General features: G+C 46.0%; 20 protein-coding genes. 13 read left to right on the top strand and 7 right to left on the bottom strand.

The genetic code is table 11. The features are described 5' to 3' along the window. Positions 1-200: 200 nt before the first annotated feature. Positions 201-1,487 carry an ISKra4 family transposase gene (locus tag AKL11_RS17670; RefSeq protein WP_067519966.1) on the bottom strand — a complete coding sequence of 429 codons (1,287 nt, stop codon included), beginning with the start codon at positions 1,485-1,487 and terminating at the stop codon, positions 201-203. An 86-nt stretch (positions 1,488-1,573) separates the two neighbouring features. Further along, positions 1,574-2,641: an AraC family transcriptional regulator gene (locus AKL11_RS17665; protein ID WP_067519965.1), complete on the bottom strand. Its 1,068-nt coding sequence runs from the start codon at positions 2,639-2,641 to the stop codon at positions 1,574-1,576. Positions 2,642-2,886: 245 nt separating this feature from the next. Here AKL11_RS17665 and AKL11_RS17660 point away from each other — a divergent pair, with 245 nt between their 5' ends. Together AKL11_RS17660 and AKL11_RS17655 are read left to right on the top strand one after the other, a co-directional pair. Continuing rightward, a complete protein-coding gene (locus tag AKL11_RS17660; RefSeq protein ID WP_095210485.1) occupies positions 2,887-5,376 on the top strand; it encodes a glycoside hydrolase family 2 protein in 2,490 nt (829 codons plus the stop codon). Between the two features lie 16 nt (positions 5,377-5,392). Continuing rightward, positions 5,393-6,031: a TetR/AcrR family transcriptional regulator gene (locus AKL11_RS17655; RefSeq protein WP_067519964.1), complete on the top strand. Its 639-nt coding sequence runs from the start codon at positions 5,393-5,395 to the stop codon at positions 6,029-6,031. Here the strand turns inward: AKL11_RS17655 and AKL11_RS17650 are convergent. After that, entirely contained in the window at positions 6,023-6,943 is a 921-nt protein-coding gene (locus tag AKL11_RS17650) for an AraC family transcriptional regulator (RefSeq protein ID WP_067519962.1), read from the bottom strand. The genes AKL11_RS17655 and AKL11_RS17650 overlap by 9 nt on opposite strands. Positions 6,944-7,043: 100 nt before the next feature. Here AKL11_RS17650 and AKL11_RS17645 point away from each other — a divergent pair, with 100 nt between their 5' ends. The 9 genes from AKL11_RS17645 to AKL11_RS17605 all read left to right on the top strand — a co-directional run bounded on the left by AKL11_RS17645 (position 7,044) and on the right by AKL11_RS17605 (position 18,212). Continuing rightward, complete coding sequence (locus tag AKL11_RS17645; protein WP_067519961.1) at positions 7,044-8,438, top strand: alpha-glucosidase/alpha-galactosidase; 1,395 nt, start codon at positions 7,044-7,046, stop codon at positions 8,436-8,438. A gap of 92 nt (positions 8,439-8,530) precedes the next feature. Then, complete coding sequence (locus AKL11_RS17640; protein WP_067520543.1) at positions 8,531-9,943, top strand: GH1 family beta-glucosidase; 1,413 nt, start codon at positions 8,531-8,533, stop codon at positions 9,941-9,943. Positions 9,944-10,132: 189 nt separating this feature from the next. Next, entirely contained in the window at positions 10,133-11,548 is a 1,416-nt protein-coding gene (locus AKL11_RS17635) for an MFS transporter (protein WP_095210483.1), read from the top strand. 88 nt (positions 11,549-11,636) lie between these two features. After that, a complete protein-coding gene (locus tag AKL11_RS17630) occupies positions 11,637-13,163 on the top strand; it encodes a sialidase family protein (protein ID WP_157673641.1) in 1,527 nt (508 codons plus the stop codon). Positions 13,164-13,246: 83 nt separating this feature from the next. Further along, on the top strand, positions 13,247-14,587 hold the full coding sequence (locus AKL11_RS17625) for an MFS transporter (RefSeq protein WP_067519955.1): 1,341 nt from the start codon (positions 13,247-13,249) through the stop codon (positions 14,585-14,587). 53 nt (positions 14,588-14,640) lie between these two features. Then, entirely contained in the window at positions 14,641-15,087 is a 447-nt protein-coding gene (locus AKL11_RS17620) for a DUF411 domain-containing protein (RefSeq protein ID WP_067519951.1), read from the top strand. Between the two features lie 372 nt (positions 15,088-15,459). Then, positions 15,460-16,329, top strand: coding sequence for a class I SAM-dependent methyltransferase (locus AKL11_RS17615; RefSeq protein ID WP_067519950.1), 870 nt, complete (start codon positions 15,460-15,462; stop codon positions 16,327-16,329). 280 nt (positions 16,330-16,609) lie between these two features. Beyond that, positions 16,610-17,203 (top strand): HAD family hydrolase, encoded by a 594-nt coding sequence (locus tag AKL11_RS17610; RefSeq protein WP_067519949.1) that lies wholly within the window; start codon positions 16,610-16,612, stop codon positions 17,201-17,203. A gap of 217 nt (positions 17,204-17,420) precedes the next feature. After that, the gene (locus AKL11_RS17605) at positions 17,421-18,212 is read left to right on the top strand and encodes a sporulation protein (protein WP_067520538.1); all 792 of its coding nucleotides are present in this window, start codon (positions 17,421-17,423) and stop codon (positions 18,210-18,212) included. Between the two features lie 282 nt (positions 18,213-18,494). Here AKL11_RS17605 and AKL11_RS17600 read toward each other — a convergent pair whose 3' ends face one another. The 4 genes from AKL11_RS17600 to mglB all read right to left on the bottom strand — a co-directional run bounded on the left by AKL11_RS17600 (position 18,495) and on the right by mglB (position 23,283). Further along, positions 18,495-19,274 (bottom strand): hypothetical protein, encoded by a 780-nt coding sequence (locus AKL11_RS17600; RefSeq protein ID WP_067519947.1) that lies wholly within the window; start codon positions 19,272-19,274, stop codon positions 18,495-18,497. Between the two features lie 185 nt (positions 19,275-19,459). Further along, entirely contained in the window at positions 19,460-20,488 is a 1,029-nt protein-coding gene (gene mglC / locus AKL11_RS17595) for a galactose/methyl galactoside ABC transporter permease MglC (protein WP_067519945.1), read from the bottom strand. 50 nt (positions 20,489-20,538) lie between these two features. Continuing rightward, positions 20,539-22,050 carry a galactose/methyl galactoside ABC transporter ATP-binding protein MglA gene (gene mglA / locus AKL11_RS17590; protein WP_067519944.1) on the bottom strand — a complete coding sequence of 504 codons (1,512 nt, stop codon included), beginning with the start codon at positions 22,048-22,050 and terminating at the stop codon, positions 20,539-20,541. 258 nt (positions 22,051-22,308) lie between these two features. Next, complete coding sequence (gene mglB / locus AKL11_RS17585) at positions 22,309-23,283, bottom strand: galactose/glucose ABC transporter substrate-binding protein MglB (RefSeq protein ID WP_067519943.1); 975 nt, start codon at positions 23,281-23,283, stop codon at positions 22,309-22,311. A gap of 211 nt (positions 23,284-23,494) precedes the next feature. Between mglB and AKL11_RS17580 the strand changes: the two genes are divergently transcribed. Beyond that, on the top strand, positions 23,495-24,256 hold the full coding sequence (locus tag AKL11_RS17580) for a response regulator transcription factor (RefSeq protein WP_067519942.1): 762 nt from the start codon (positions 23,495-23,497) through the stop codon (positions 24,254-24,256). A gap of 3 nt (positions 24,257-24,259) precedes the next feature. Next, positions 24,260-25,765 (top strand): ATP-binding protein, encoded by a 1,506-nt coding sequence (locus tag AKL11_RS17575; protein ID WP_067519940.1) that lies wholly within the window; start codon positions 24,260-24,262, stop codon positions 25,763-25,765. Positions 25,766-25,770 lie beyond the last annotated feature (5 nt).

The raw sequence follows: 25,770 nt of genomic DNA, 5'->3' as shown, positions 1-25,770 counted from the left end.
CCTTGACTACAAAACACCTTATGAGGCTTTCAAAGAGTTAACTGGGATTGATGTAAGAAAAGTTATGGGTTATGTATTTATTACTTGAATTCAAGTTGTTAAAATACAACCTTGCTTCAGAGTTTCCATTAAATACCAATGATGGGGATTGCTTCAAATAACAGATTTTTAAAGGGTGCTCTCTCAGTCTGATAACTGACTCATAAGTCCACTTTCTGCTTGCCAGAGAGGATGTTCGTCCAAAGCTGTTCCCATCGGCCCTTACTTTGAATCAGTGATCTTGTATTCAGAAGCACTTCTGCTCCGGTTGCTTTCCATCGCATGCCTGAGGAACAAAGCCTTTGTTTGACCAATGTCTTGCAAGCCGCTTCCGTCACCCCTGAACCTATTGGCCAGTGTCGTTTAATAGCTTGATGATAATTCATCAGCTGATGGTTGTTGGTGAAGTAGGTTACCGCTTTATAACGCTTCTCTATTAGGGCAGTGGTTTTCTTAGGCAGCTCTGCTGACTCAATCTCATGCAGGATCTTTTTAGCACCCCCGCGCTTGTGTTTTAAGCAGTGGAGCCTGTCTTCAAGCCACAGTTTTCGCTTGGCTTTGCTAGTTGGGAAGAGTGCTTCCGCCACACCTCCTAGATATTCCGAGGCGTGGTAAAAGTCGAGTATCTGTCCTGAAGTATGCTGTTTTAAAAAGCGCCAGTTTTCTTTCGCGCCATCAGCAACGCCGATATAAGTTACCTGAGGGTATTTCTGCTTTAACGCTGTTATTTCGTCGTTTAATTTTGTGAGGAAGCTTTCTTTTCCATACTCCGGGGCACTTCCGATATAGATCGTGTGCAACCTGTCACCATCAGCTGAATAAAGACTTAATGTTCCGCACATGGCTTCACGCCAGCCTTCTTCACAAAGCAACATACAGGTGCCATCCAGCCCAATGGCTACCGTTGATACGGGCTTATCAAGTTGAGGAAGGTCATAGTCATGGTCAGCATCGGAATGCTCTTCAATGAGGGCACCAACCCGGTCAGATAGATGCTTGATGTAGGAGTTTGAGAGTGTTCTCTGATGATTAGCCTCGAAATCCTCTTTTACTGCCGGGGCAGGCATTTGGCTATACTTCCATGCGAGAGATTTTGCAAATTTAGGAGTGGCTGATCCGACAATGCCTGCATCTATATCTAAAGGCGACAGTGTGACACCACCTCTGACTCCCTGATAGACGGAACGTTTGAAAGGTATTTTCCCATACATGGACTCATAGTGTTTCAGAACTTTACCCTTATAACTCCACTTTTGTTTATTGACGACAATGGGTTCTTTATTGGCTGGTTCAAAGAGGCCAAGCAGCTCTTGAGTCCCTAGTTGTCCAGCATCGTTAAGTGTTTTTTGCAGACTATTTTCAAGATCAAGCATATTGCCTGCTTCGATAGGGATCTCTATCTGTAGAACGATTTTTTCACGATTGCTGGACACAATTGAAGCAGGCATGGCGGAGTCTATTATGGAAAGCGGTCTCTTATAATAGTCGTACAATTGAAGTTCTTTTGTTTCAATTATTCAGAGAGAGCACCCTTTTAAAGAGTAGACTGCTTTTGCTTCCTGAATTCACCCGGTGTCATATCCGTCCACTTTTTAAAAGAACGATGAAAAGCGCTGGGTTCATCGTACCCCATTAGGGCTGCAATGGAATTAATCGTCAAGTGGGTCCGGTTGAGGTACTCAATCGCGGCATCCCGACGGTGTTCATCTTTCACCTTTTGATAGGTCGTACCTTCATTTTCAAGGCGTCGGCGGAAGGTTCTTGATGACATATTCAGTAGTTCAGCCATTTCATCAAAGGTTGGTAAGCTTCTGGCAAAATTGTTCCCAAGAATGGCGTGGATGCGATCAGTGATGCTTTCGGAATTTTGCTCTTCTTCGATAATCAATAACTTGTAGGGAGCGGTTTGCAGGAAAGTCTCCAGAGACTCTTCGTTGTGGATAAGAGGCGCTTCGAGAACAGATGCATTGATAATCAGAGCGTTTTCCTGCTGTCCAAAGACAACCGGACAGTCGAAATATCGATGGCCAATAAAATCGTTTTGAGGTGGTCCCATCAGATTCACCTGCTTAATGATAATCTGGCTACCAATCAGCCAACAGCAGAATCGGTGCCACATGGAGAGGCTGTTAACAATTTGCAGCTGTTTTTCCAGGTTGATATCCGAGTTGAATTGGTTCGCAGCAGTGGAATAAACCAGTGTGGCATCATCACTGCCTTTTTGTTGCTTATAAGGAGGCACAGGTTTGATGTTAAGACCATGGAAGCCGTAAATCATAGATGCAAACTCAGTGGCTCGATCCATGGCTTTTCGTAACGTGTTGCAGTGAATGATGGTGTAACAGAGAATTCGGAAAGTGCCAGGAGGTACTTTAAAATCGGTGCCGAGGCCAAAAGCTTCATCTTGTAAAATATCGGAGATGCGGCGAAACAGTTTGCTGAACGTCAATGTGGGTATTTCAAAACTTTCATCCGGCGCTAACTCCAGCGGATTAAACGACAGCCCTGCATCTTCAATCAACTCATGAACATCGTAACCCTGCTCCTGGGCAACCCTGAGAATCAAACGGGCATACTTTGCAGGCATTAAGTATTCGGTCATGGTTTGTACTGCCGGTTGTTATTTTCATATCCTTACTACTGGTGGTGATGTTAGCGGGAAACGGTGTTTTGAACCAGCAGTAGAGAGAGGATTTACGTGAATCTATTGGTTGCTAAGTTCAGTTGCGAAAGGTCTAATTATTAGTAACCTGAATAATATTCATGTTTGTGTTGATATCATGACACATTTCCCCGAGTATTAATGGGATAAAAATTTTATAAAGTAAGTACCATGGCAGGTGAGAAATGAGAGTCATCCAGCACCTTAATTTTGACTGGAAGTTTTGCCCCGATTTTAAAGAAGAATTTATATCGCCGGCTTATGATGACAGCACCTTTGGGCTTGTGCAGATTCCCCACACTAATAAAGAGCTGCCTTACAACAACTTCGATGAAAAAAGCTATCAGTTTGAAAGTTGTTACCGTAAGACACTTCACGTCGAATCTTACCTAAAAGGTCAGCCCGCAATTCTGCATTTTGAAGGGGTGATGACCTATGCTCGCCTTTTCCTTAATGGCTATTTTGTGACGGAACACAAAGGTGGTTATACGCCGTTCAACGTCGATGTTTCCCGCTATTTAAAATATGGCAAGGATAACCAGCTGGTGGTTTATGTGGACTCCCGCGAGCGCAAAGAGATCCCACCCTTTGGTTATGTAGTAGATTATCTGACCTACGGGGGGATTTACCGGGAAGTCTGGATGGAGTTTACCGGCCCGGTGATGGTCGAGAACTGCCATGTTCGAACCCGGAATGTACTCAATACTGAAAAATTGTTGGATTTGGATCTCTATCTTGAGAATAAAACTGGATTAAATTCAGCGATCACGGCTCAGTGCTCCCTAATGAAAAACGATCTTCTTGTGGATCAGTTTCAAAGTGTTGTTTTGCTGAATGGCGAGCTAACTCAGCAGGTTGAAATACAACAAAAGATAGAAAATGTTGAGCTTTGGGACACCGAGAATCCACACTTGTATGACCTGGTTATCCAGTTGTACGACAACGGATTATTGTTGGATAAGAGTCAGTATCGTTTTGGTTTTCGTGAAGTGGAATTCCGGGTGAATGGTTTTTATCTGAATGGCCAGCCACTGAAGATTTGCGGTTTAAACCGACACCAGTCCTTTCCGTATGTGGGCTATGCCATGCCAAAGCGTGCCCAGTATAAAGATGCTGAGATTCTGAAGCATGAGCTGGGGCTGAATACGGTGCGACTTTCTCATTATCCCCAAAGTCAACATTTTCTGGATCGTTGCGATGAGCTGGGTTTGCTGGTGTTTAATGAAATTCCGGGTTGGCAGCACATTGGTGACAAAGGTGAGTGGTGGGATATTACACGACAGCATGTGAAAGAGATGATTCGCCGGGATTGGAATCGGCCCAGCATTTTTATCTGGGGTGTCCGAATTAATGAATCCGAAGATTGTGATGAACTCTATGAGATGACCCAGCGTATCGCCAAAACGTTGGACGATACACGACCAACGGGCGGTGTCCGTTGTCGTAAAGACAGCCATCTTATTGAGGATGTCTACACCTACAATGACTTTGTCCATAATGGACAAACGCGAGGGCTGGACAAGCCCGAATCGGTTATCGGCCATAAAGCTCCCTATTTGGTGACGGAACACAATGGGCATATGTTCCCAACCAAATCCTTTGATTCTCAAGAGCATCGATTAGAGCACGCACTGAGACACCTGAGGGTTTTGGATGCCATGTATGCCGACGATGGTATCAGCGGTGCCATTGGCTGGTGCATGTTTGATTACAACACCCATAAAGATTTTGGCAGTGGTGATCGCATCTGTTACCACGGTGTGATGGATATGTTCCGTATTCCAAAGTATGCCGCGGCAACTTATGCGGCTCAGCAAAATGAAACACCCTATTTGCAGGTGTTGAGCAATATGCGGATGGGGGATTATCCGGGCAGTGAATTAAGTGATGTGCATGTGTTCACGAACTGTGAATACATAAAACTCTATAAGAATGACCAATTCATCGAGACGTTTTATCCGGCCAGGAAGCAGTATCCCCATGTACCCAATCCGCCCATTATTATTGATAACCTGATTGGCAATCTGATAGAAGAAAATGAGACGTTCAGTAAAAAAGACAGTCGACTGATAAAAGAAATTCTCATTGAAGTTGGCAGGGTTGGTATTGAAAGCCTGCCTTTGATGAGCAAACTGAAAATGCTGTATCTATTAAAAAAGAACCGAATGCAGCTCAGTGATGGCGTGGCACTTTACAGTAAATACGTTGGCGGCTGGGGTGACTCGGCAACAACTTTTCGAATAGAGGGTTACCAGAATAATCAGAAGGTCTGTGAGCAGAGTTGTTTGCAGTCCTTTGAGCAGCGATTGGATGTTCAGGTAGACGATACAGCCTTGCAGGAAGAGGCAACTTACGATGTCACCCGCTTTGTGGTTCGATGTGTCGATGAAGGCGACAATGTTATGCCCTATGCCAATGATGTGTTGTCGATTTCAACCAAGGGACCTATCGAAGTCATTGGGCCGGGGCATATTGCTCTGGTTGGCGGAGGAGTGGCATTTTGGGTGAAAACTACCGGTTTAAGTGGCGAAGGGTTGGTAAACATTAGTAATGAGCGTTTTGGTGAAGTTGAACATCGACTCACAGTCACAGGACGTGTAGATTTATCACCACATTTACCATCATATATATCACCACAAACAGTGAAGCCTCAGCTGGAAGCTCTGGCAGAATAATTGAGAACGTTAACTTATGAGTGAAACGGCCGCCCCTGTTAAAAAACAAGCTCGTCGAAATCCAAGCCAGAAGCGAAGCAGAACTCGGGTGGATGCGATATTAAATGCCACTCGCGATATCGTCAGCGAAAAAGGGGCAGGTGGTTTAAAAATCCACGAGCTGGCGGATCGGGCAGGGGTCACACCAAGCTCGATTTACCAGTATTTTCCCAACAAACGGGCCATTCTTCAGGCACTGGATAAGCGATATATCGATACCACCAATGAGTTGATTAGGGTGTCGCTGTCGGGTATTGAAAATCTGGATCAGGGTTTTGATGCCCTTGAGCAAATGTTGGATGAATATTACGAGTGGTATAAATCAGAACCGGTGATTACTGATATTTGGTATGGTCTGGCTTCTGACAAAGTCATGAATAACAGTGAGCTTCAAGTGAGTCGCGATTCTGCGGGTATCATTATGGAAGCACTATCCCCTTTTGTGGATGAGAGCAAGCTGGCAGAGCTGGAAAGCTATGCATTGCTGATGACGCATCTGGCAGGAAACACCATCCGACTTTGTTTAATGACGGAAGAGGCTGAGAGCAGAAAACTGCTGTCGTCGTTTAAAATGTTATTGAGAAATATGAGTCAGACGCTTTCATCATTATCGTAATACCGAACTACAGATAGAGGTCATGCACTTACTGTTATCGCGGTACTGAGTGGGTGACAGAGTCATGTATTTTCGAAACATGCGGGAAAACCCGTGAACATCGTCATATCCCACTCTGCATGCCACCACCTCGACGGAGATGGGTGGCTGCTGTCGTAATAGTTCGCAGGCGCGTCGCATTCTGAAGGTGGTGAGGTAACTCTTCAGTGACTGGCCGTATTTCTCCCGAAAGAGGCTGCTCAGGTGTTTTCGGCTGATGCCAATGTTGCAGGCAATGTCATCCAGAGCCACTTTCTGGTCATAGTGCTTGCTGATGTACTGGTGAGCATGTTCAAGATAATAATGACTGCGCTGAGGGGAGACTGGCACTGGGTTGTGTTCGGGTTGGTTTTGCTGCATTAACCCAAGAAATCGGTAGACCTCGCTAAGAAGTGATAGAGGGTTGTGCCTTTCCTGTGCTGTTGCTTTCATCAATGTTTTTAATGAATCAATCAGCTTATTCTGATGAGCATCGGAGTAATGGACAACTGACTGATGATTATCAAACCCTGCATGATTAAGGATGCTTTCTGCAAGTTGGCCTTGAATACCAATCCAGCAGTAAGACCATGGGGTGTTTTTATCTCCCTGATATCGGGCATGGGTGTCAGGGCGGATTAGAAATACATCGCCTGATTGCACATCGATGGTTTGTTGATGGCTGGCGTTATCCAGCTGAAGTGTACCACCGCCATCATAAACGACATGCAACAGGAAATGATCTTTTGGGTTGGCGGTATGACTGGCTGTGGATCGAACATGTTCACCGCAGTGATAGAGGATAATATCCTGGGCGCAGAACGGTGTTTTTTCAAAATAATGTTCTGTTGGGGTGTGCGTGGTTCTGTAGTAATTCTGACTTTTTGCCAACATCTTCCGACATTCCACCATTCAGTCTGAGGTTTCCGCTCCCTATAGTAGTACCAGACCATCATTATAAATAAAACATGTCGTTTACTGGGGAGTCATTGTTATGCCAAAAATCACCATGATTGGTGCCGGAAGTACCGTGTTCGCCAAGAACCTGCTTGGTGATTGTATGTCCAGCCCGGTATTAGAAGACAGTCATTTTGCTCTCCATGATATTGATCAGAAGCGGCTCGAGCAGACCGCTCAGATTATGGAAGCAATCAGTCGTTCATTTGGTTCGAAAGCCACCATTACCACACACCTTGATCGTAGAGAAGCGCTAAACGGGGCGGATTATGTGTTCAATGCTATTCAGGTGGGTGGTTACAAACCAGCGACCGTGATTGATTTTGAGATTCCTTCCCGCTATGGCTTACGCCAGACCATTGGCGATACATTGGGTATTGGCGGCATCTTCCGTGGTCTTCGTACTATTCCGGTCATGCTGGATATCGCCCGGGATATTCAGGAGCTGTGCCCAAAAGCGTGGTTACTGAACTACACGAATCCTATGGCCATAGTTACAGGCGCCATATTAAGGGCAACTGACGTAAAAACAGTTGGTTTGTGTCATAGCGTACAGTGTTGCGTGCCTGAGCTGCTAAAGCCGCTGGATATTCCAGTGGAAGGCGTAAAGTGGAAGATTGCTGGTATCAATCATATGGCCTGGTTGTTGGAGATCACCCGTAATGGCGAAGACCTGTATCCGCAGATCAAAAAAATGGCTGAAACGCGCAGTAAAACGGGTAAGCATAATGACATGGTTCGCTATGAGCTGATGAAGCGCTTTGGTCACTATGTGACAGAGTCCAGCGAGCACAATGCAGAATACAACCCTTATTTTATCAAATCATCCGCGCCAGAGCTGATCGAGCGATTTAATATTCCCCTTGATGAATATCCTCGCCGTTGTGAAGAGTATGAGCATTTATGGGCGGGCATTGAAGCCGCACTCGGTGGTATGTTAACTGAGGATATGGAATCGCAGTTAATGACGTTGCTCGATGAAAGTACGGCTAATGAGGTTAAAGGCCTATTACAAGCCTGGCGCAAAGGTGATGCTTTGCCTCACACTCGTTCTGAAGAGTATGCGTCCTATATGCTAGAGGCGATGGAAGCTGGTGCACCGTATACCTTTGGAGGCAATGTACTGAATAAAGGGCTGATCACTAACCTGCCGGAACATGCGGTGGTAGAAGTCACTTGTCTTGCAGATCAAAACGGCATTACACCGACGTTTGCGGGCGCACTTCCGCCTCAACTGGCTGCGTTGAATCAAACGAATATTAATGTTCAGGATTTGACCATAGAGGCAGCACTGACTCAACGCAGAGAGCATATTTATCACGCCGCCATGCTTGATCCACATACGTCGTCGGAGTTAACCATGGATCAGATTGTTAACCTGTGTGACGACCTTATCAATGCTCATCGGGACTATTTACCAGAATATAAATAAAAGATGAATATTATTCAGGTTTATATTGACATTATACGATGATGGTCAGATGATGAAGACAACATAACTATAAAATACGTCGTTGCATGCATATGTCTGATCATCTCAATATTCCTGATGATTTTCTGATAGGCACCGCGACCGCTGCCTATCAAATTGAAGGTGCCGTCGCTGAAGATGGCCGTGGCCCAAGCATTTGGGATACATTTTGTCATACACTGGGCAAGATTGATCATGGTCACACTGGCGATATTACCTGTGACCATTACCATCGTTATCAGGAAGATGTGGATATTATGAAGCAGCTTTCCATGGACGCTTATCGATTTTCCATCTCCTGGTCACGAATATTTCCCGAGGGCAAAGGTAAGGTAAACCAGAAAGGTTTGGCATTTTACGATCGCCTTGTGGACTCTTTACTGGAAGCGGGTATTACGCCGTTTACCACACTCTTTCACTGGGATACTCCAGAAGCGCTGTATAAGGAAACCGGCGGTTTTGCCGGTCGTGACACCTGTTATCACTTTGCTGATTACACAAGGACTGTCGTTAATCATTTTGGTGATCGCATTAAAAACTGGATTACCGTCAATGAACCCTGGGAGCACGCGACGTTTGGCCATCTGTTTGGCCACCATGCTCCCGGTAAACGGAATCCATGGGCCTTCTGGCGCACCATGCATCATATTCTTCTGGGTCATGGTTTGGCGATGCAGGCCATACGCAGCGAAGACAGTGAGGCGCAGGCCGGTTTGACTCTGAGTTATACACCCATGCACACCAGAGGTACGCGGCCGATTGATCGGGATGCAGAAAAAACAGCCAATGCTTTTATGAATGGCATTGCTTTTGATCCGGTCTTTAAAGGTCAGTATCCCGAGGTAATGTGGAAACGGTTTCGCTGGTTTCGTCCGCCCGTAAATGAAGGGGATTTTGATATTATTCAAACACCCACAGATTTCACAGGTCTTAACTATTACAGCCGAGAATTTGTAAAAGGCAATCGTCTTGTACCTGGGTTGAGAGGTTCCTTTGTTCCCAGAAAACCAGAGCCAGACCCATATCAATACACGGCCATGGATTGGGAGATTTATCCGGAAGGGTTCAGCCAACTATTGATGATGATGAAGGAAGAGTACGGCAATCCGACAGTGTACATCACTGAAAACGGTGCTGCTTACTTTGATGAAGAGCGTGGTGGTCAGGTGAATGACGATCCTCGCGTACAGTATCTGAAAACTCATATTCAGGAAGTGCTGAAAGCGAAAGAAAAGGGCGTTGATGTCCGTGGCTATTTTGCCTGGTCATTGCTTGATAACTTTGAATGGGCCAAGGGCTATAGCACCCGTTTTGGTTTGGTTTATGTGGATTTTGACAGTGGCCGGCGCACCATCAAAGATTCCGGTTATTGGCTACAACAGCAAATTGCACGACGTGGTACTTTGCAATCAAAGCAGAATAATGCGAGTTTGTGTTCAGAAAATCAGGAGGCTGTCCGAGAATAGCGCCCGTAGCGAGGATGGCAGAAAATTGAGGATAAAAATTCGGTTTTGTGAGGAGAATAGCGCGCTATTTGACGAACAAAACCGAAATTTCAGACCAATTTGCTGCCACCGCAGTAGGGCAGTCTATTCTCGGACAGCCTCCTAGCCATTTCCTAACAATAAAAATAACAGCGGGATGGGGGATAAGTGATGGAAAATACAATGAGAGTGCCACGGTGGCGGTTGGTGTTGTACTCCTTTGGTAATTTTGGGTGGATGCTGACAGCATTCTGTTTTATGTCAGTGATCAATTACTTCTACTTTCCCCCGGTGATCGATGGTGTTGAACCGATACCCGAATTAATTACCAGAGCACCAGTATTTATGGGGCTGACGTTACTCGGCCTTATTATTGCCATTTCTCGTCTGTTTGATGCCATTACTGATCCAATCATTGCCAACATGAGTGACCGGTCGGTGCATAAATTTGGCCGTCGTCGTATTTTTATGGCGTTCTCTCTCGTGCCTTTTGCTATTTGCTCGGTGTTAATTTTTACACCACCAGATACGGTGCCAACCATCACCAATGCAATATGGGTTGTGGTGTTTGGTATTCTCGCTTATCTGTTTATGACTATGTACGTCATGCCTTATACGGCACTGATTCCGGAGCTGGGAAAAACCTCTGCAGATCGCGTTTTTATTGCAACAGCCAACTCGGTTGCCTGGGCATTGGCTTTTGCAACAGGGCAATTGATCTGGGTGATCAAAGATGTGCTTGAAGCATCAGGGATGGATGCTATGACGGCCATCAGAATCTGTGCTGGTCTGTTCGCATTTCTGGGTGCACTGGCTATGCTGGTGCCGATTCTGGCGATTGATGAGAGCAAGTACTGTGAAGGAAATACCTGCTCTGAACCTGTGTTCGGGGCGATGAGATCCGCATTTAAAAATCCGGATTTCAGAGTATTTACCATTGCCAACGTAGTCACTTTTATGGCGACGTTCTTTTTGGAAACTGGCGCCATCTATTATGTGACGATGTTAATGGGGTTGGATGAAGCCACAGCATCATTAATTATGATCGTTATGTTTGGTTGCAGTTTTGCCTGCTACCCATTTGTGGTCAAACTGACCCGAAAAATCTCTAAACGTAACATGCAGATTTTTGCGGTAGTTCTACACGGTTTATTATTTGCGTTGCTGCCATTATGTGCCGTTCTACCCGATGCTGCTTTGACCGGTTGGGTGCTGATTCTGTTGTTGGCGATTCCAACGGCCATCAATAGCATTCTCCCCACAGCGATTATGGCGGATATTGCCCGCTCCGATGGCAATCGAACTGGTAGTTATAAGGAAGGTGTCTTCTTTGGTGCCATGAACTTCAATATTAAAGTGGCAACGTCTGTTACCAGTCTGGTTTTCCCATCTTTGTTGATTATTGGCAGCAGTAGTGGCACACCAAGCACTCTGGGGGTTTCCATTACAGCTTTTGTTGGTGCTGGCTTCTGTTTTATCGCCGCCATTGCTTTAAAGTTTTACGACGAAGATCGTGTTAATCAACATCTTGATGATCTGGTGGAAGAGCCTGTATCGGAAAAAGAGATGACACAATCAATAGCCTGACCATCGCCTGATCAGGCATTCTTGAACCTATATAATAATCAAAATAAAGGTTGAGATGATGACAGTGTTTTCCAGAACGCTCGCTGTTATGACCACCATCAGTACCATCGGGTTGCTGATGTTTCTGGTCATGTTTCTACTGTTTAACGCATCGGGTATCGAAGCGTTGGCTGCACTGACGGCATTGGCCGTGATTTATGGTGCGGTTTACGGTTTCACGTCCCTTCGAGTCATCAAAAGTTTGTGGACAGACCGTTCAGAAATTGAGAAAAAACCAAGTCGCTCGCTGCCATACTTTGTTGCATTTACGACCGTTGCCGCATTGTTAGTAATGGTGTTTTTAGACAGTGTCCTTTACGACTATTTTCAACCGGTCAGTATCTTTGATGAAGTGATTGCTGCTCTGGGCGTAGCCTGGGGCTTTCTGGCGATTGTATTGGTGCTCAGTGCCTTTATGGTTCGAAAACTGTCGAGATTGGTCGCTCACAGAATGGCAGCTCTTGCTGTGGTGGCGTTGGCAGGTTGGCCGTTAATGGCAACGACGGAGTGGATTAATGATCCGGAGTATCATCCTGACCTGACTGTGGTTAATGATGTGTTTGTCGGTGGTGAGAATGGCTATGCCATTTATCGCATTCCCGGCATGCTGATCATACCGGCGGGAAGTCGTTTGTCTTCCGGAGAAGTTCTAAACTCTGACCGTCTTCTGGCGATTGCAGAAGCCCGGCGCGATGGCGCTCTGGATAATGGTGTTATCGATCTGGTGCTGAAGATCAGTGATGACGGTGGACGATCCTGGAATGAACAGCAGGTTGTTTGTCGATATGAGGTTGGGGATGCCCGAGGTAAGTGCGGAAACCCGACGCCAGTTTTTGAGCAAACAAACGGTATTGTCTTTCTCGCTCATAACATCAGTGGTATTGACGGTATGACACCGGTCATGATCTCCAGCCCTGACGGTGGTAGTAGCTGGAGTGAAAGAATCGTGCTGCCTTATGACGATCTTATTTTTGGTCCGGGTCATGGTATTCAAAAATCTAAAGCACCTGCGATTGGTCGTATAGTCGTGCCGGGCTATCAGGTTCAAAAAGGCGGCAATCGTGCACTGGTATTACTCAGCGATGATCTGGGTCAGAACTGGCGTAAAAGTGAGTTACTGAATGATGGTGATGAGTCGGCTGTCGCAGAGCTTGAGGATGGCAGTATCTATCTTTCTACCCGTCAGCATGCGGCTCTTGGACGAGCACCGGCGCCTAATGGTCGATGGATGAGTACTTCTGATAACGGTGGCATCAGCTGGCTTGATGTGAAAAAGGACGTGGCATTGTACACACCGGTTTGTCAGGCCTCAGTGCTGGAATACGGTCAAAAGGGTTTACTGTTCTCTAACCCTGCCCACACCAAGGCTCGGGTAAATATGACGGTGCGACTGAGTAACGATCAAGGCAGTAGTTGGGATACCAGTGTTTCTGTCTACCCAGGTGCATCGGGCTATTCTGATTTAGGCGCGCTTTCCAATGGCGACGTGGCGGTGTTGTTTGAAAATGGCAGAATGTCGTATTCCGAAAAAATCACACTGGCCTTACTCCCTGAGCAAATGCTCAATGATGGTTAATTCTAGAATATAAATTTGAATCTATGGCAGTAATAGAAAGCGGTGTTAGAGCGCCGCTACCTCGTATACCCAGGTGGCGATTGGTGCTTTTTTCCTTTGGTCATTTTGGCTCGACACTCACGGCATTCTCCATGGGGATTGTTTTGAGTTACTTTTATTTTCCGCCGGTGGTCGAAGGGCAGACAGAAATTCCGGAGTTGCTTCCCCGTATTCCCATTCTATTTGGGCTGACTGCACTGGGTATCATCACCGCAATCAGTCGTGTACTTGATGCGTTTTCCAGTCCTTTTATTGCTAACCTGAGTGATCGCTCACAAAGCCGCTTTGGCCGACGTCGCTTATTTATGATGATTGGTTTTGTACCTTTTGCATTGACGTCAGTGGCAACCTTTTTTCCACCGGACGATGCGGCATCCTCCTTGAACATTATTTGGGTGGCAGGCAGTGTTCTGCTTTTTTATCTGTTCATGACGCTGTATGTGGTGCCCTACGGTGCATTGATTCCCGAGTTAGGAAAGACGGCAGATGATCGGGTATTTCTGGCAATGATGAGTGCTGCTGCCTGGGGCGTCGCTTTCTGTGTTGGACAAACGCTGTGGTTCTTTAAAGGGATTCTGGAAGGATATGGAATGACCTCTATTGAGGCACTTCAGCTGATTGTGGTTTGCTTTGCATTGTTGGGCACGATCTGCATGTTTGTACCGCTGGTGGTTATTGATGAACGTCGGGATTGTCATGGGCGCTCTGCCAGCAAGGGCGCTTTGAAATCCATGGGAGAAGCATTAAAGAACAAAGACTTTAGGGTCTTTGTCATCGTGAATTGTTTGACGTTGATGGCCACCTACTTTCTGGAAACCGGTGCCGTTTATTATGTAACCATGCTGCTTGGTTTGGAGGAGCAGTGGGCAACACCGTTTATGGTGGCGATGTTCTTTGCCAGTTTTGCCCTGTATCCGCTGGTAGTTCGTTTAACCCGTTTTTATCCGAAGAAGCATATCTATATCGTTGCCTTGATGCTGGAAGGGGCAGTGTTTTCCATGATTCCTTTTGCGCCCTCAGTGACTTATCCATTGGTAGTGGCGGGCTTGATCGTCTTGTTGGGGGCAATTCCCATCGCAGTAACGAGCATTATTCCAGCAGCTATGATGACCGATATTACGCTCTCCGACACCCGTCGTACGGGTGAGCATAAAGAAGCCACCTTTTTTGGGCTGCAAAGCTTAAATGTGAAACTGGCGGGTTCTGTTACCAGTTTGATTTTCCCTTCGCTGTTGATTATTGGCAGCAATCATGGGCAGCCCACAGAGCTGGGTGTTTCCTTAACGGCCTGGATTGGTTGCAGCTTTTCTTTTATTGCCTGTGGCGTCCTGTTTCTGTACAACGAAGAAAGAGTGAATAAATATCTTAATGAGGCGATGGATTGAATAAGCAGTTTTGATAATAATGAATCACCTGATTTCTTTGATGAGCCTATTATATGAAAAGTAAAATAGCACTGTTCCTGGCTTCAATGGCGCTGGCAATGACTCCCTTCGTATCTGCGCAGCAGACTCTACCGGTTGTGACCACTTACAAATCACCTACCTGTGGTTGCTGTTCTGATTGGGTCAAGCATATGGAAGAGAATGGTTTTACAGTGAAAGTCCACAATGCACAGGATATGGGTAAGTATAAACAGATGGCCAATATTCCCTATGGTGCTGGCTCCTGTCATACCTCATTTGTTGGTGATTATGCTGTGGAGGGTCATGTACCCGCTTCGGATGTTTTGAAAATGCTGACAGAGAAACCCGATTTTCGAGGTCTGACGGTACCGGGAATGCCCATGGGGTCTCCCGGTATGGAGTATGGAGACCGTAAAGACCCATACACTACTTTTGCGTACCAAGAAGACGGCAGTATTAAATTATTCATGTCGCACTAAGCGGCTGACCGATAATAGGTATCCGGTCATATGGGGAGCGTATGAGTCAGAAAATATGGCTTCATCATATGGTTGGGAACTTATACCAATTCTGTTTTTAAATTATGGGCTGCGCAGCTATTTTGACCGACTGGATCTGCGTTGAAACTCCTCTCCATAGCTAACACCCACAGGGCGTAAAGGCTATGACTCGTCTCTACGCCTTTATGCCCTCGGGTATTGCCCAGTCGACCAAAATAACTTGCTCGTTCCAAAATTTAAAAACGCCATTGGTATTACAAGATCTTTATGAATTCCGATAAGGTAAAAATAAAAGGATAACGTCCGATACTGAAAGCAATCATTTTCTCTATAAACGCAATGGAGTGTGTTATGAAATTGAATGTAGATACTGATCGGATCTTAGATACTAACCGGCGATTCCATGATGAGGTAGAAGCTCAGACATACGACGAAAGAATGGGGGTGAGTTTTACGCCATCGACCAGGAATAAGCTGATTTCTGAGTTAGAGCGGGTCGCTGTCAATCCACTGAAGAAGGAAGGTAAAGTGGTAGATGTCGGTGCTGGAACGGGGAATCTGGCAGTGAATCTGGCGACTACAGGCTGGTATGATAAGGTCATCGCCGTTGATATCAGTAAAGTGAGTCTTGATGTCGCCCTCGAGAATGCCCGGAACGTTGGAGCTGACATAGAAACGTGTGTTTCCGATATGATACGACTGCCTTTTGATGATAATAGTGTTGAGCTCATTGTTGGCTGTGCATTTCTTCATCACCTTCCTCACCCAGATCAGTTTCTAATAGAAGTTCATAGGGTGCTAAAGCCAGGAGGGCAGGTAGTGATCATTGGCGAGCCTACCTGGTTTGGTGCGTTGGCAATCAATTTGTTGAAGATGCCTTTAGTACTTTTGAATAAGCTCTATATGTTCCTGAAGCGAAAATCGACCACCCGATTGCGTTGGGAGCATGACTGCATTGATGTGCATAACTTTACCAGAGCGGACGTTCACCGCTTTATAGAACCTTTTGAACAGGCCAAAGTGACAACAGAAGGGTTTTTAGAGCCTATTATCGGTCAATCTTTATTGGCACCCATCCGGTTGGTGTTGCCGTCAGACTCGTTGGCTGTCAGATTCCTTGAGGCGATACAAAATGTCTGTCGGATCGTTGATGAGAAAATCGCCAGGTATCTAATACCAAAGTTCTGTCGTGTGTCTTTGAAATTCAGTTGCTCAAAATAAGGCCCTTCCTGTCAGATAACCTGGTTGTTCAGCATATAATACCAATTCTGTTTTTAAATTATGGGCTGCGCAGCTATTTTGAACGACTGGATCTGCGTTGAAGTTCCTCGCCATAGCTATGGCTATGACTCGTCTCTTCGCCTTGCCCAGTCGCCCAAAATAACTTGCTCGCTCCAAAATTTAAAAACGCCATTGGTATAAAATATATCCTGAAGTAGGTTGACGACTTTCCCGGGGATGTATAAAACACGGTATTCCTGTAGACGCCATGAGAGTGAATATGCTCAGCAAACTTCAGCGCTATGATGCCATCATTTTTGATATGGATGGCACTTTGATTGACTCAATGCCTTCCCACCTCGATGCCTGGAAGAAAACATCAGAAATTCATGGTTTTCCCTATGATCGCCAATGGCATCATTCTCTTGGCGGTGTGTCCACGGAGAGAACCGCTGAAATGATCAGTGAGCGTTATAACCTGACTCTGGATGCGGAAAAGGTGGCTGAAACCAAGCGACAGTCGCTGGAAGATATCTTTCAGGGGCCCGTGCTGATCGAGGAAACGTATCAGGTATTACTGGCTGCAGAAGGTAAGAAAAAACTGGCGGTCGGAACCGGCGCTCTGCGTGGAGATGCGTTAGCATTATTGAATGAAGTGGGTGTGCTGGGTCGTCTCGATACGTTGGTCACCGTGACGGATGTCAACAATGGCAAACCGCATCCGGAGACGTTTCTGAAAGCTGCGGAGCAGATGGGCATTGAGCCAAAACACTGCCTGGTTTTTGAGGATACTGAGCTTGGACGACAGGCAGCTACCTCAGCTGGAATGGACTGTGTGCTGGTGGTGAATGGCCAGTTGCAATGGCCTGAATAAACCAATTTATAAGTAGTTAACCACCTGAAATCATATTTTCTGACTCATTGATCAGGCCCTCTGACTGCGTTGCAACTCTGGTCACATAGCTCGCTATGCTCCCGCCGTTGCGCCTTGCAGAGAACCTGGTCAACAAGCCAGAAATATTCGGTTCCAAATGGCAAACTACTCAAACCTACAAAATTTTATAAACCACAATAATGTGCAAAAGCCGTATATGTCACTACTGAAAAAAGCCATGGCATCTCTTTCTATTGGTGCTACTAAAGTTGACGCTGTTTTAAAGCAACCGGAATTAGTTCCTGGAGAACGGGTCGATTTCAATATCTATGTGAAGGGCGGAAGTGTCGAGCAGCAAATTGATAATATTTATCTCGATATTTGCTGTCAGTATTTTGAAGAGATTGAAAGGAATAAAGGTAATGGTGACGAATCGGTTAAGGAGAAAGTAAAACAAGTTTACTCCCTCAGTGAGTGGTCACTACCAGAGTCGTTTATTATTGCGGCGGGCGAGGAGCGGGTTTTCAAAGACAGTTTTACGTTGCCTTGGAATACACCTATTACCTTGGGGGAAGGTAAGGTGTGGCTGGAAACTGGTCTGGATATCCAGTTCGCTATTGACCCATCGGATACGGATCTACTGGTGGTCAGGCCTGATCCATTGTTGCGTAGTTTGTTCGAAGCGCTCATGGGATCTGGTTTACAACTCCGTCAGGCAGAATGCGAAGCGGCAAAAGGTTTCGAGCTACCGTTTGTGCAGGAGTTTGAATTTGTGCCGGTATCCGGAAAATTCCTCGGGCGCTGGCGAGAGCTTGAGGTGGTTGCCTGGCGGGACGAGAAGCGACTGAAACTGTGGTTTGAAGTGGATCGTCAGCAACGGGGTTTATCTGGCATGCTATCCAGCTTACTCGGCAGGGGGGAGCTGAAGAGGCATCTTGAGATTTCTGCTGACGCCTTACCTGCAGATCTGGGTCAGCAAGTCATTGCTTTTCTGGATCAGACAACCTGATACCCTGGGAGCCTGACCGAGAATAGACTGCCCTACACGGCAACTGCCCTTGGGTTGCATTTATGCCCTTGGGTACTAGCTCCTGCATCCATGCAGTCGTACGGTGGTAGTAAATTGGTCTGAAAAATCGCTACCATCCTCGCTATGAGTGCTATTCTCTGTCAGCCTCCTAGCCAGCCAGTTTTAGGGATTAAATTGGTCAGTTTGGCTGCTTCGGAAATGTTCATGATCATGGATCCATTTTTTCACTGACCAAGATTACTTTATATTCCTATGGCAGAACTATTCTGGTAGATGACAATTTCCATTCGAACTATTCAGGAGAAAGCGAATCAGTGCCAGTATATCCGGATTGTCAGGGTTATCTTTAAACAGCTTTAATAGTGTATCCGTCATGTGCATACATTGACTTTGTAACGTACCAGTGAAGCCCGGGCGTGAAAAGTAAATATAAAATGGCAGCAGCAGGCCGCCCGCAGCACCTGCGAGGTATGAACTATTGTGCATTGCTGCAACCGCAGAAAATCTGTCGCCTGTGGTGGCATAAGTCATGACGCCGGTCATTAGTGCAGCACCCAGATTCGCAGCTATTAAAACAGAGATAGGTTTGACCAGATCATGCCATGTGTGTTTAATGGATTTGGGATCTATCCTGGCTGCAATAGCAGAAAGGCCTCCCAGGGGCAGTCCTACCCACCATGTTGAAATGGTGCCCCAGAGCAGCGCGTACAGAATTCGAGATTCTGAATGGTATACCCACGGAAAATGTTTAAGTGTTACCAGTCCATGATGAGTCAGGTTTAGGTCAGAGAAATAGCCGAAATGGATTTGAGTGGTGATCAAATCATGAATAATGCCATAGCTGGTTGCCGCCAGAACCCCCATGCCCGTTATTTTACCAATTTCGATGAGCTCATCACCCCAGGTCAATGATTGTTCCTGAAACTTCAGGTCAGAATAAAGAATGAAATCCTGATCTTTAAGTATGAGGTTTTCGATCGTTTCAGGGTCGATATATGAGACGTTATCAAGCAAGTGGGACAGTGATATTGCATCTGGCATCGTTGATTCCTGTGCCCAGGATATTGAAGCAAACAGAGGGAGTGAAAATACCAATACTCGAAATAATAAAAAGGGAGGTTTCATTTCAGATTTCTATCACTAAAGAATAAATACAGTAATGTAAGACACAGGCATCATGAAATGGTTCAACCCTGCACTGGTATATGCCAGCGCAGGGATTGGCATTACTTCTTATCAGCGTACTTCATTGAGTCCAATGCCACAGCGAAGATAATAATTCCGCCTTTAATAATGAACTGCCAGTATGGGTTGATACCGATGTAGGTCATACCATAGTTGATAATGGTGAAGATCAGTACTCCGGTGACTACGCCCTTAATGCTACCCACACCACCTGCGAAGGAAACACCACCCACCACACAGGCGGCAATGGCATCCAACTCGTAGAGGAAACCGAGGTTGTTGGTGGCTGAACCGATACGTCCCGCTTCCAGCAGACCGGCAAAGGCATAGAAGACGCCAGACAACGCATAGACTTTCAGCAGAGTAAGAGGCACGTTAACACCAGAGACTTTCGCCGCTTCCGGGTTGCCACCGATGGCAAAAATGTTTTTACCAAAGACGGTTTTGTTCCAGAGAATCCAGCTGAATACCGTGGCAATGGCTGCATAAAAAGTAATATACGACAGCCTGAAATCACCAAGCCTTATAAATCCCTGGGTAAATTCTGAGAACTGAGGCGCAAAACCAGCGACCGGTGATGCGCCTACATAATCGTAATAGAGGGAGTTAAGCCCATACACGATAATCATGGAGCCCATGGTGGCAATAAATGGCGTTACCTTCAGGTAGGCCACCACAATGCCGTTTACCATACCAATAATGGCACCGATGGCGCAGACAATAAGAATCACCGCCGGAATCGGCATTGGGCCTATTTCAGGGAATACTTTATTGACGTTTTCCAGCGCTTGTAACAGGGTTGCAGAAATAACCGCTGCCAAACCCACCTGACGACCAGCCGATAAGTCAGTACCCTGAGTGACAATCAAACTGGCAACACCCAGTGCAATAATGATTCGTACAGACGACTGAGTAAGTATGTTGCTGATGTTTCTCAGGCTAACAAACGACGGTTCCTGAATAATGATCACAGCAAGAAGAATCAGAAGTACAGCATAAATGCCACCTTCTTTAATCAAACGCAGGACATTAAATTGTTTTCCCGCTGTAAGACTGCTGGCGTTGCTCATGGCAGTCCTCCCCCCTCTTTATTTAAACTAAAATTTAAAATCAAAATTGGTTACAAATACTTCGCAGCCAGCTCAAGGATTTCGTGCTGGGTGGTGTCTTTGGTATTAACAATGCCGGCAACACGACCATTACTCATCACCATGATTCGGTCGGTGACACCGAGCAGCTCTGGCATTTCTGAGGAGATCATAATGATGCCTTTATCTTTTTTAGCGAGATCCAGTATCAGTTGGTAAATCTCAAACTTGGCGCCAACATCGATGCCTCGAGTGGGCTCATCAAGCATCAGGATTTCTGGTTGAGTCAGCAGCCATCGACCAATAACCACTTTCTGTTGATTACCACCAGACAGTGAGCCGATTCGGGTTTTATGCCCCGGGGTTTTCACTTTCATGGAGTTGATCACCCACTGAGTGTCATCCCCCATGGATTTACTGCTGAGCAGTCCGGATTTGCCTTTGTATTTTTCAATGTTGGCGATCAGTGAATTAAAGGTGATGTCCAGTGTTGAATAGATGCCAGTTGCACGACGCTCTTCGGTGACTAGTGAAAAGCCGTTGTGAATGGCTTCATAGGCATCTTTGTTCGCCAACTCTTTGCCGTGGAGCGTGATGGAACCACTGCTTTTATCACGGATTCCAAAAATGGTTTCAACGACATCGGTTCTTCGAGCGCCCACAAGGCCGGCAATACCCAGAACTTCTCCTTTTCTGAGATCAAAACTGACATCCTGAATGGAAGGTTGATTCTTGGCAGTCAGGTTACTGACTTCAAGGATCACTTCTTTTGGCTCATTATCTCGTGGCGGGAAGCGCTGTGTCAGCTCACGGCCGACCATCAAGCTGATGATCTGATCCATATCCAGCCCTTCCAGTGGTCGTGTGGTTACCCACTGGCCATCCCGGAGGATCGTGATATCGTCGCAGACGGCAAAGATCTCATCCATTTTGTGAGAGATATAAACAATGCCACAGCCACGGTCTTTTAGTTTTCGAATAATGGTGAACAGGTGGCGGACTTCTTTTTCCGACAGTGACGATGTCGGTTCGTCCATAATGACGATCTTGGCGTTGTAGGAAAATGCCTTGGCAATTTCTACCATCTGTCGTTTGGAAACGGAGAGATCCGCGACTTTATCTTTTGGGTCTACATCAATATCCAGTTCTTCAAATATCTGTTTGGTTTCATCGTACATGGCTTTGTGATCAATAAAGCCATTTTTCTTTGGATACCGACCTAACCAGACGTTATCCATCACACTGGATTGCAATACTTGGTTTAACTCCTGATGAACCATGGAGACACCGTGATCCAATGCTTCTTTTGAAGATTCAAATTCAACAGGCTGACCTTGAAAATAAATACTGCCTTCGTCTTTTTCATAAATACCAAACAGGCATTTTAATAAGGTCGATTTCCCCGCACCGTTTTCTCCCATTAAGGCATGGACGGAATGGGGTCGGACTTTTAAATTAACCCTGTCCAGGGCTTTTACTCCGGGAAACGACTTACTGACGTCGTTCATTTCCAGAAGCCAATCATTCTGGGTGCTGGTTTCCATAGCTTTCTGACTTTTAGAGACACAGAACACCCGGTGGAATGTATAGTTTCCACCAACTGCTCTTAAAACGAGAAAGAGAGGCGTTGTAAAAATCAGGGTTAACTATACTTAAGGGAAGCTGCAGTTAAAAATATACCATCGTCATCCCCGCGCAGGCGGGGATCCACGGCTCGTAATGGATTCCCGCCTGCGCGGGAATGACGGATGACTGGTACTTTCTACAATGCCACTTCCCTAACCCTGATTTATCATAGCGATTTACAGGTCGCTACTATCAACACCAACGTAAGGAACACGAACAACTTTGTTTTCAATATTCCAGTTGGTACCTTCGCCGGCAGCCTTGCCGTTGGCCAGGTTATTCGCCAGTTCGAAAGCCGCTTTAGCCTGATTGTTGGCATCGTTCAGAACGGTACCTTGCATCTGGCCATTTTTGATCAGAGCCAGTGCTTCGGTCAGCGCGTCTACACCGAAAACCGGAATGGAAGACTTATCAGCAGCCTTCAGAGATTCGATGGCGCCCATGGCCATGGCATCGTTGTTGGCGATGACTACTTCGATTTTTTCAGCGTTAGGGCCAGAGATCCAGGCGTCAACCTTGTCTTTAGCCATGGCGGTATCCCACATGGCGGTATCGAGGTGCAGAGCTTCTGTCTCATATCCCTTGTCGTTCATAGTGGAGATAACGTAGGAAGTTCTGGCTTCAGCGTCTGGATGGCCTGGCTCACCTTTAAGCAGTACATACTGGATTTTGCCATCGCCGTTCAAGTCCCATGCAGGGTTTTGAATCCAGTGCTCACTGATCAGCTCACCCTGGATAATGCCGGACTCTTTGGAGTCTGTGCCAACATAGTAAGCGTGCTCGTAACTGGCCAGGGCGTCCGCGGTTGGTTCTTTGTTGTAGAAAACGATAGGCACGTTATCCAGTTTTGCTTTCTGGATAATGACCGGCGCGGCGGCAGGGTCAACAAGATTGATGGCCAGAGCATCAACACCCTTGGCCAGCATTACGTCGACCTGATCGTTCTGCTTGGATTGGTCGTTCTGCGAATCGTTCATAAGAAGACGAACGTCTTCTACTTTACCAGCTTCCGCTTCGATGGCTCTTCTGACGGTAGCCATGAAGTTATCGTCGTATTTGTAGACAGTAACACCCAGAGTTGTGCTGGCGTTCGCAGTACCGCCAAAGGTCATAGCTGCCATTATGGCAGCAAACATGGTAGTTTTTTTCATCTTTGTTGCTCTCTTTTATGTGAATTTTATATTTGGTACTTTTGCGTCAACTAATGCTATCAAATGAAAATGGATGTTAGGGTAAGAGAGATCAACGAAGTGTAACAAAATCTTAAAATAACTATGATAAAGCGTCTGATTATTGCCAGACGTCATTTATCCACTTTCTATTGACTGAAATAATCAGGATGAAGAAAGTACAGGAGGGGGCATGGGAGCACACCGGATTTTTGTTGTGGATGACGATGACGGTATTCGTCAGTTGATTGCAGAGTACCTGTCAAAGCATGGCTTCTGTGTTGAGGCTTGTGACGATGGAGAGTTCTTTCTCAATCGGTTTCAAAGCCTGTCACCAGATGAAGCGCTCCGTTCCATGGTGGTTCTGGATATTATGATGCCCGGTATGGATGGCTTCGAAGTGTGTCGTACCCTGCGTACTTTTTCCAAAGTTCCGGTGATTATGTTGACGGCAGTGTCGGATGAAATGGATCGGATAATTGGTCTTGAAATTGGCGCTGATGATTACCTTGCCAAGCCTTTTAACCCAAGGGAACTGTTAGCCCGCATCAAAGCGATTTTCCGTCGTAGTGAACCTGTTGAACCAATGGTTAAGCCCTCTTTAAGATACTGCTGGTTTCATGGTCTCTGTCTCGATACGGTTACCCGGGCTTTATACAGTGCCGATGGAAAACCATTGTCGTTTTCAGGCGCTGACTATAACTTGCTGATGTTGTTTATTAACAACGCAGGCAAAGTATTGAGTCGGGAATATATTGCGGCAGAAACACGAAAAAGAAATTCTGACCCATTGGATCGTTTTATTGATGTACATATCAGCAGATTGAGACATTGTTTAGGGGAAGATGCAAAGTCACCAGAGATTATCAAAACGGTTCGTGGTTCCGGCTACATTTTGGCGACAGATGTCCACTTTACTGAGCACACCCATGAGCCGGTGACGGCGTATCAATAATTTATGACTGGCAAGATCAAAAACAGTTGGCATGCTTTAATCAGCAAGATCAATATCTATTCTCCCAGTACTCTGGCGGGTCGGTTTTTGGTGGTTATGTTTGCCTTGATTTTCACCTCTCAGCTGTTGGTGAATTATCTTTGGGAAAAAGAAATGGAGAGTGACCGTCAGCAGGCTCTGGCAAAAGTCTCCACCAATGTGGCGTTGCGGATGCTGGCAACCATTGATTATTTTGTGACGCAGCCAGCAGAAATTCGCAAGGTCACCATTAATCAACTGCGATACATGGGCGGTGCCCGATATTTTATTACGTTGAATTCCGATTTTATTCAGCTTTCACCCTATCAAAACTCTCAGGCTCAACAGACGGTGGTGAATGTTTTCAAAGCTGTATTAGGTAGTGATAAACATATTTTTGGTCAACCGAAAGTGGCATTCTCCCGACCAGAAACATTAAAAGTGATTAACAATCAGACATACCTGAAAGATTTACCCGACAACTGGGGTAAAGAAAGCTTGATGGTTGATCCGTTGGATTTACCAGTACTGGTGATTCAGCTGAAGCTTGAAACCGGAGAGTGGCTCTATTTGGCGACATTGATGCCGGATTCATCCATATTGGCTGAAGAACTTTCTCCCGCACCGCTACAGACATCCTATATGGCCTGGATGTTAACACTATTGGCTTTTGCGACCATGGCTATTTACTTTATGGTTCGGCCTTTTGAAGCGCTTTCCAGTGCGGCCAAGGCTTTTGGTGAAGGGTTGGAGCCGGTCACCGTTTCGGAGCAGGGCTGCCTTGAATATGAACGTACGGCACGTGCCTTTAACCATATGCAGAAAAATATCCGACATTATATGAATGATCGGAAGCAACTATTCTCGGGCATTTCTCATGATTTAAAAACCCCGATTACCCGACTCCGGCTGCGTGCTGAGCTAATGGATGATGACAATGTTCGTGATCCATTTATCAAAGATCTGGAACAGTTAGAGATCATGGTGAAATCTGCGCTTCAGGTGGTCAGTGATACGGATATTCATGAAAATGCGGAAGTGGTGGATTTAGATCGGTTGTTGAATGAGATTACCCTTGCTGCTCAGTCGGTCGGCCAGCGAGCCTGGCTGCATACGCCCTTTCATCCAAACGGTGAAAATAATCATGGGATATACGAAGTAACGGGCAAACCTCTGGCTTTAAAGCGGTGTCTGGAAAATCTAATAGGCAACGGAATCGTTTATGGCTCTCCGGTCAATGTTTATATAAAGCGTGAAGACGACCAGATTATTATTACCATCAGGGATAGTGGGCCTGGCCTGCCCGCCGGGGTGGATATTTCCACCTTTAAGCCTTATCAGCGTTTGGAGTTTGGTTATAAACGCAACCCGGAAGGGCATGGTCTTGGGTTGGTAACGGCACGACATCTGGTGAGTATTCATGGTGGTAACCTCCAACTCCGCAATCACGAAGAAGGCGGGTTGGAGGTGGTTGTTACGTTGCCGGTTTAGCCGGT

It is taken from the genome of Endozoicomonas ascidiicola, assembly GCF_001646945.1.
GTDB lineage: Bacteria > Pseudomonadota > Gammaproteobacteria > Pseudomonadales > Endozoicomonadaceae > Endozoicomonas > Endozoicomonas ascidiicola.
The sequence above is the reverse complement of the archived record's forward strand: the minus strand, read 5'-3'. Positions and strand labels throughout refer to the sequence as shown.

Coding starts and splice junctions, on each gene's coding strand:
- AKL11_RS17670 (WP_067519966.1), bottom strand. CDS start 1,487: ATGCCTGCTTCAATTGTGTCCAGCAATCGTGAAAAAATCGTTCTACAG.
- AKL11_RS17665 (WP_067519965.1), bottom strand. CDS start 2,641: ATGACCGAATACTTAATGCCTGCAAAGTATGCCCGTTTGATTCTCAGG.
- AKL11_RS17660 (WP_095210485.1), top strand. CDS start 2,887: ATGAGAGTCATCCAGCACCTTAATTTTGACTGGAAGTTTTGCCCCGAT.
- AKL11_RS17655 (WP_067519964.1), top strand. CDS start 5,393: ATGAGTGAAACGGCCGCCCCTGTTAAAAAACAAGCTCGTCGAAATCCA.
- AKL11_RS17650 (WP_067519962.1), bottom strand. CDS start 6,943: ATGTTGGCAAAAAGTCAGAATTACTACAGAACCACGCACACCCCAACA.
- AKL11_RS17645 (WP_067519961.1), top strand. CDS start 7,044: ATGCCAAAAATCACCATGATTGGTGCCGGAAGTACCGTGTTCGCCAAG.
- AKL11_RS17640 (WP_067520543.1), top strand. CDS start 8,531: ATGTCTGATCATCTCAATATTCCTGATGATTTTCTGATAGGCACCGCG.
- AKL11_RS17635 (WP_095210483.1), top strand. CDS start 10,133: ATGGAAAATACAATGAGAGTGCCACGGTGGCGGTTGGTGTTGTACTCC.
- AKL11_RS17630 (WP_157673641.1), top strand. CDS start 11,637: ATGACCACCATCAGTACCATCGGGTTGCTGATGTTTCTGGTCATGTTT.
- AKL11_RS17620 (WP_067519951.1), top strand. CDS start 14,641: ATGAAAAGTAAAATAGCACTGTTCCTGGCTTCAATGGCGCTGGCAATG.
- AKL11_RS17615 (WP_067519950.1), top strand. CDS start 15,460: ATGAAATTGAATGTAGATACTGATCGGATCTTAGATACTAACCGGCGA.
- AKL11_RS17610 (WP_067519949.1), top strand. CDS start 16,610: ATGCTCAGCAAACTTCAGCGCTATGATGCCATCATTTTTGATATGGAT.
- AKL11_RS17605 (WP_067520538.1), top strand. CDS start 17,421: ATGTCACTACTGAAAAAAGCCATGGCATCTCTTTCTATTGGTGCTACT.
- AKL11_RS17600 (WP_067519947.1), bottom strand. CDS start 19,274: ATGCCAGATGCAATATCACTGTCCCACTTGCTTGATAACGTCTCATAT.
- mglC (WP_067519945.1), bottom strand. CDS start 20,488: ATGAGCAACGCCAGCAGTCTTACAGCGGGAAAACAATTTAATGTCCTG.
- mglA (WP_067519944.1), bottom strand. CDS start 22,050: ATGGAAACCAGCACCCAGAATGATTGGCTTCTGGAAATGAACGACGTC.
- mglB (WP_067519943.1), bottom strand. CDS start 23,283: ATGAAAAAAACTACCATGTTTGCTGCCATAATGGCAGCTATGACCTTT.
- AKL11_RS17580 (WP_067519942.1), top strand. CDS start 23,495: ATGGGAGCACACCGGATTTTTGTTGTGGATGACGATGACGGTATTCGT.
- AKL11_RS17575 (WP_067519940.1), top strand. CDS start 24,260: ATGACTGGCAAGATCAAAAACAGTTGGCATGCTTTAATCAGCAAGATC.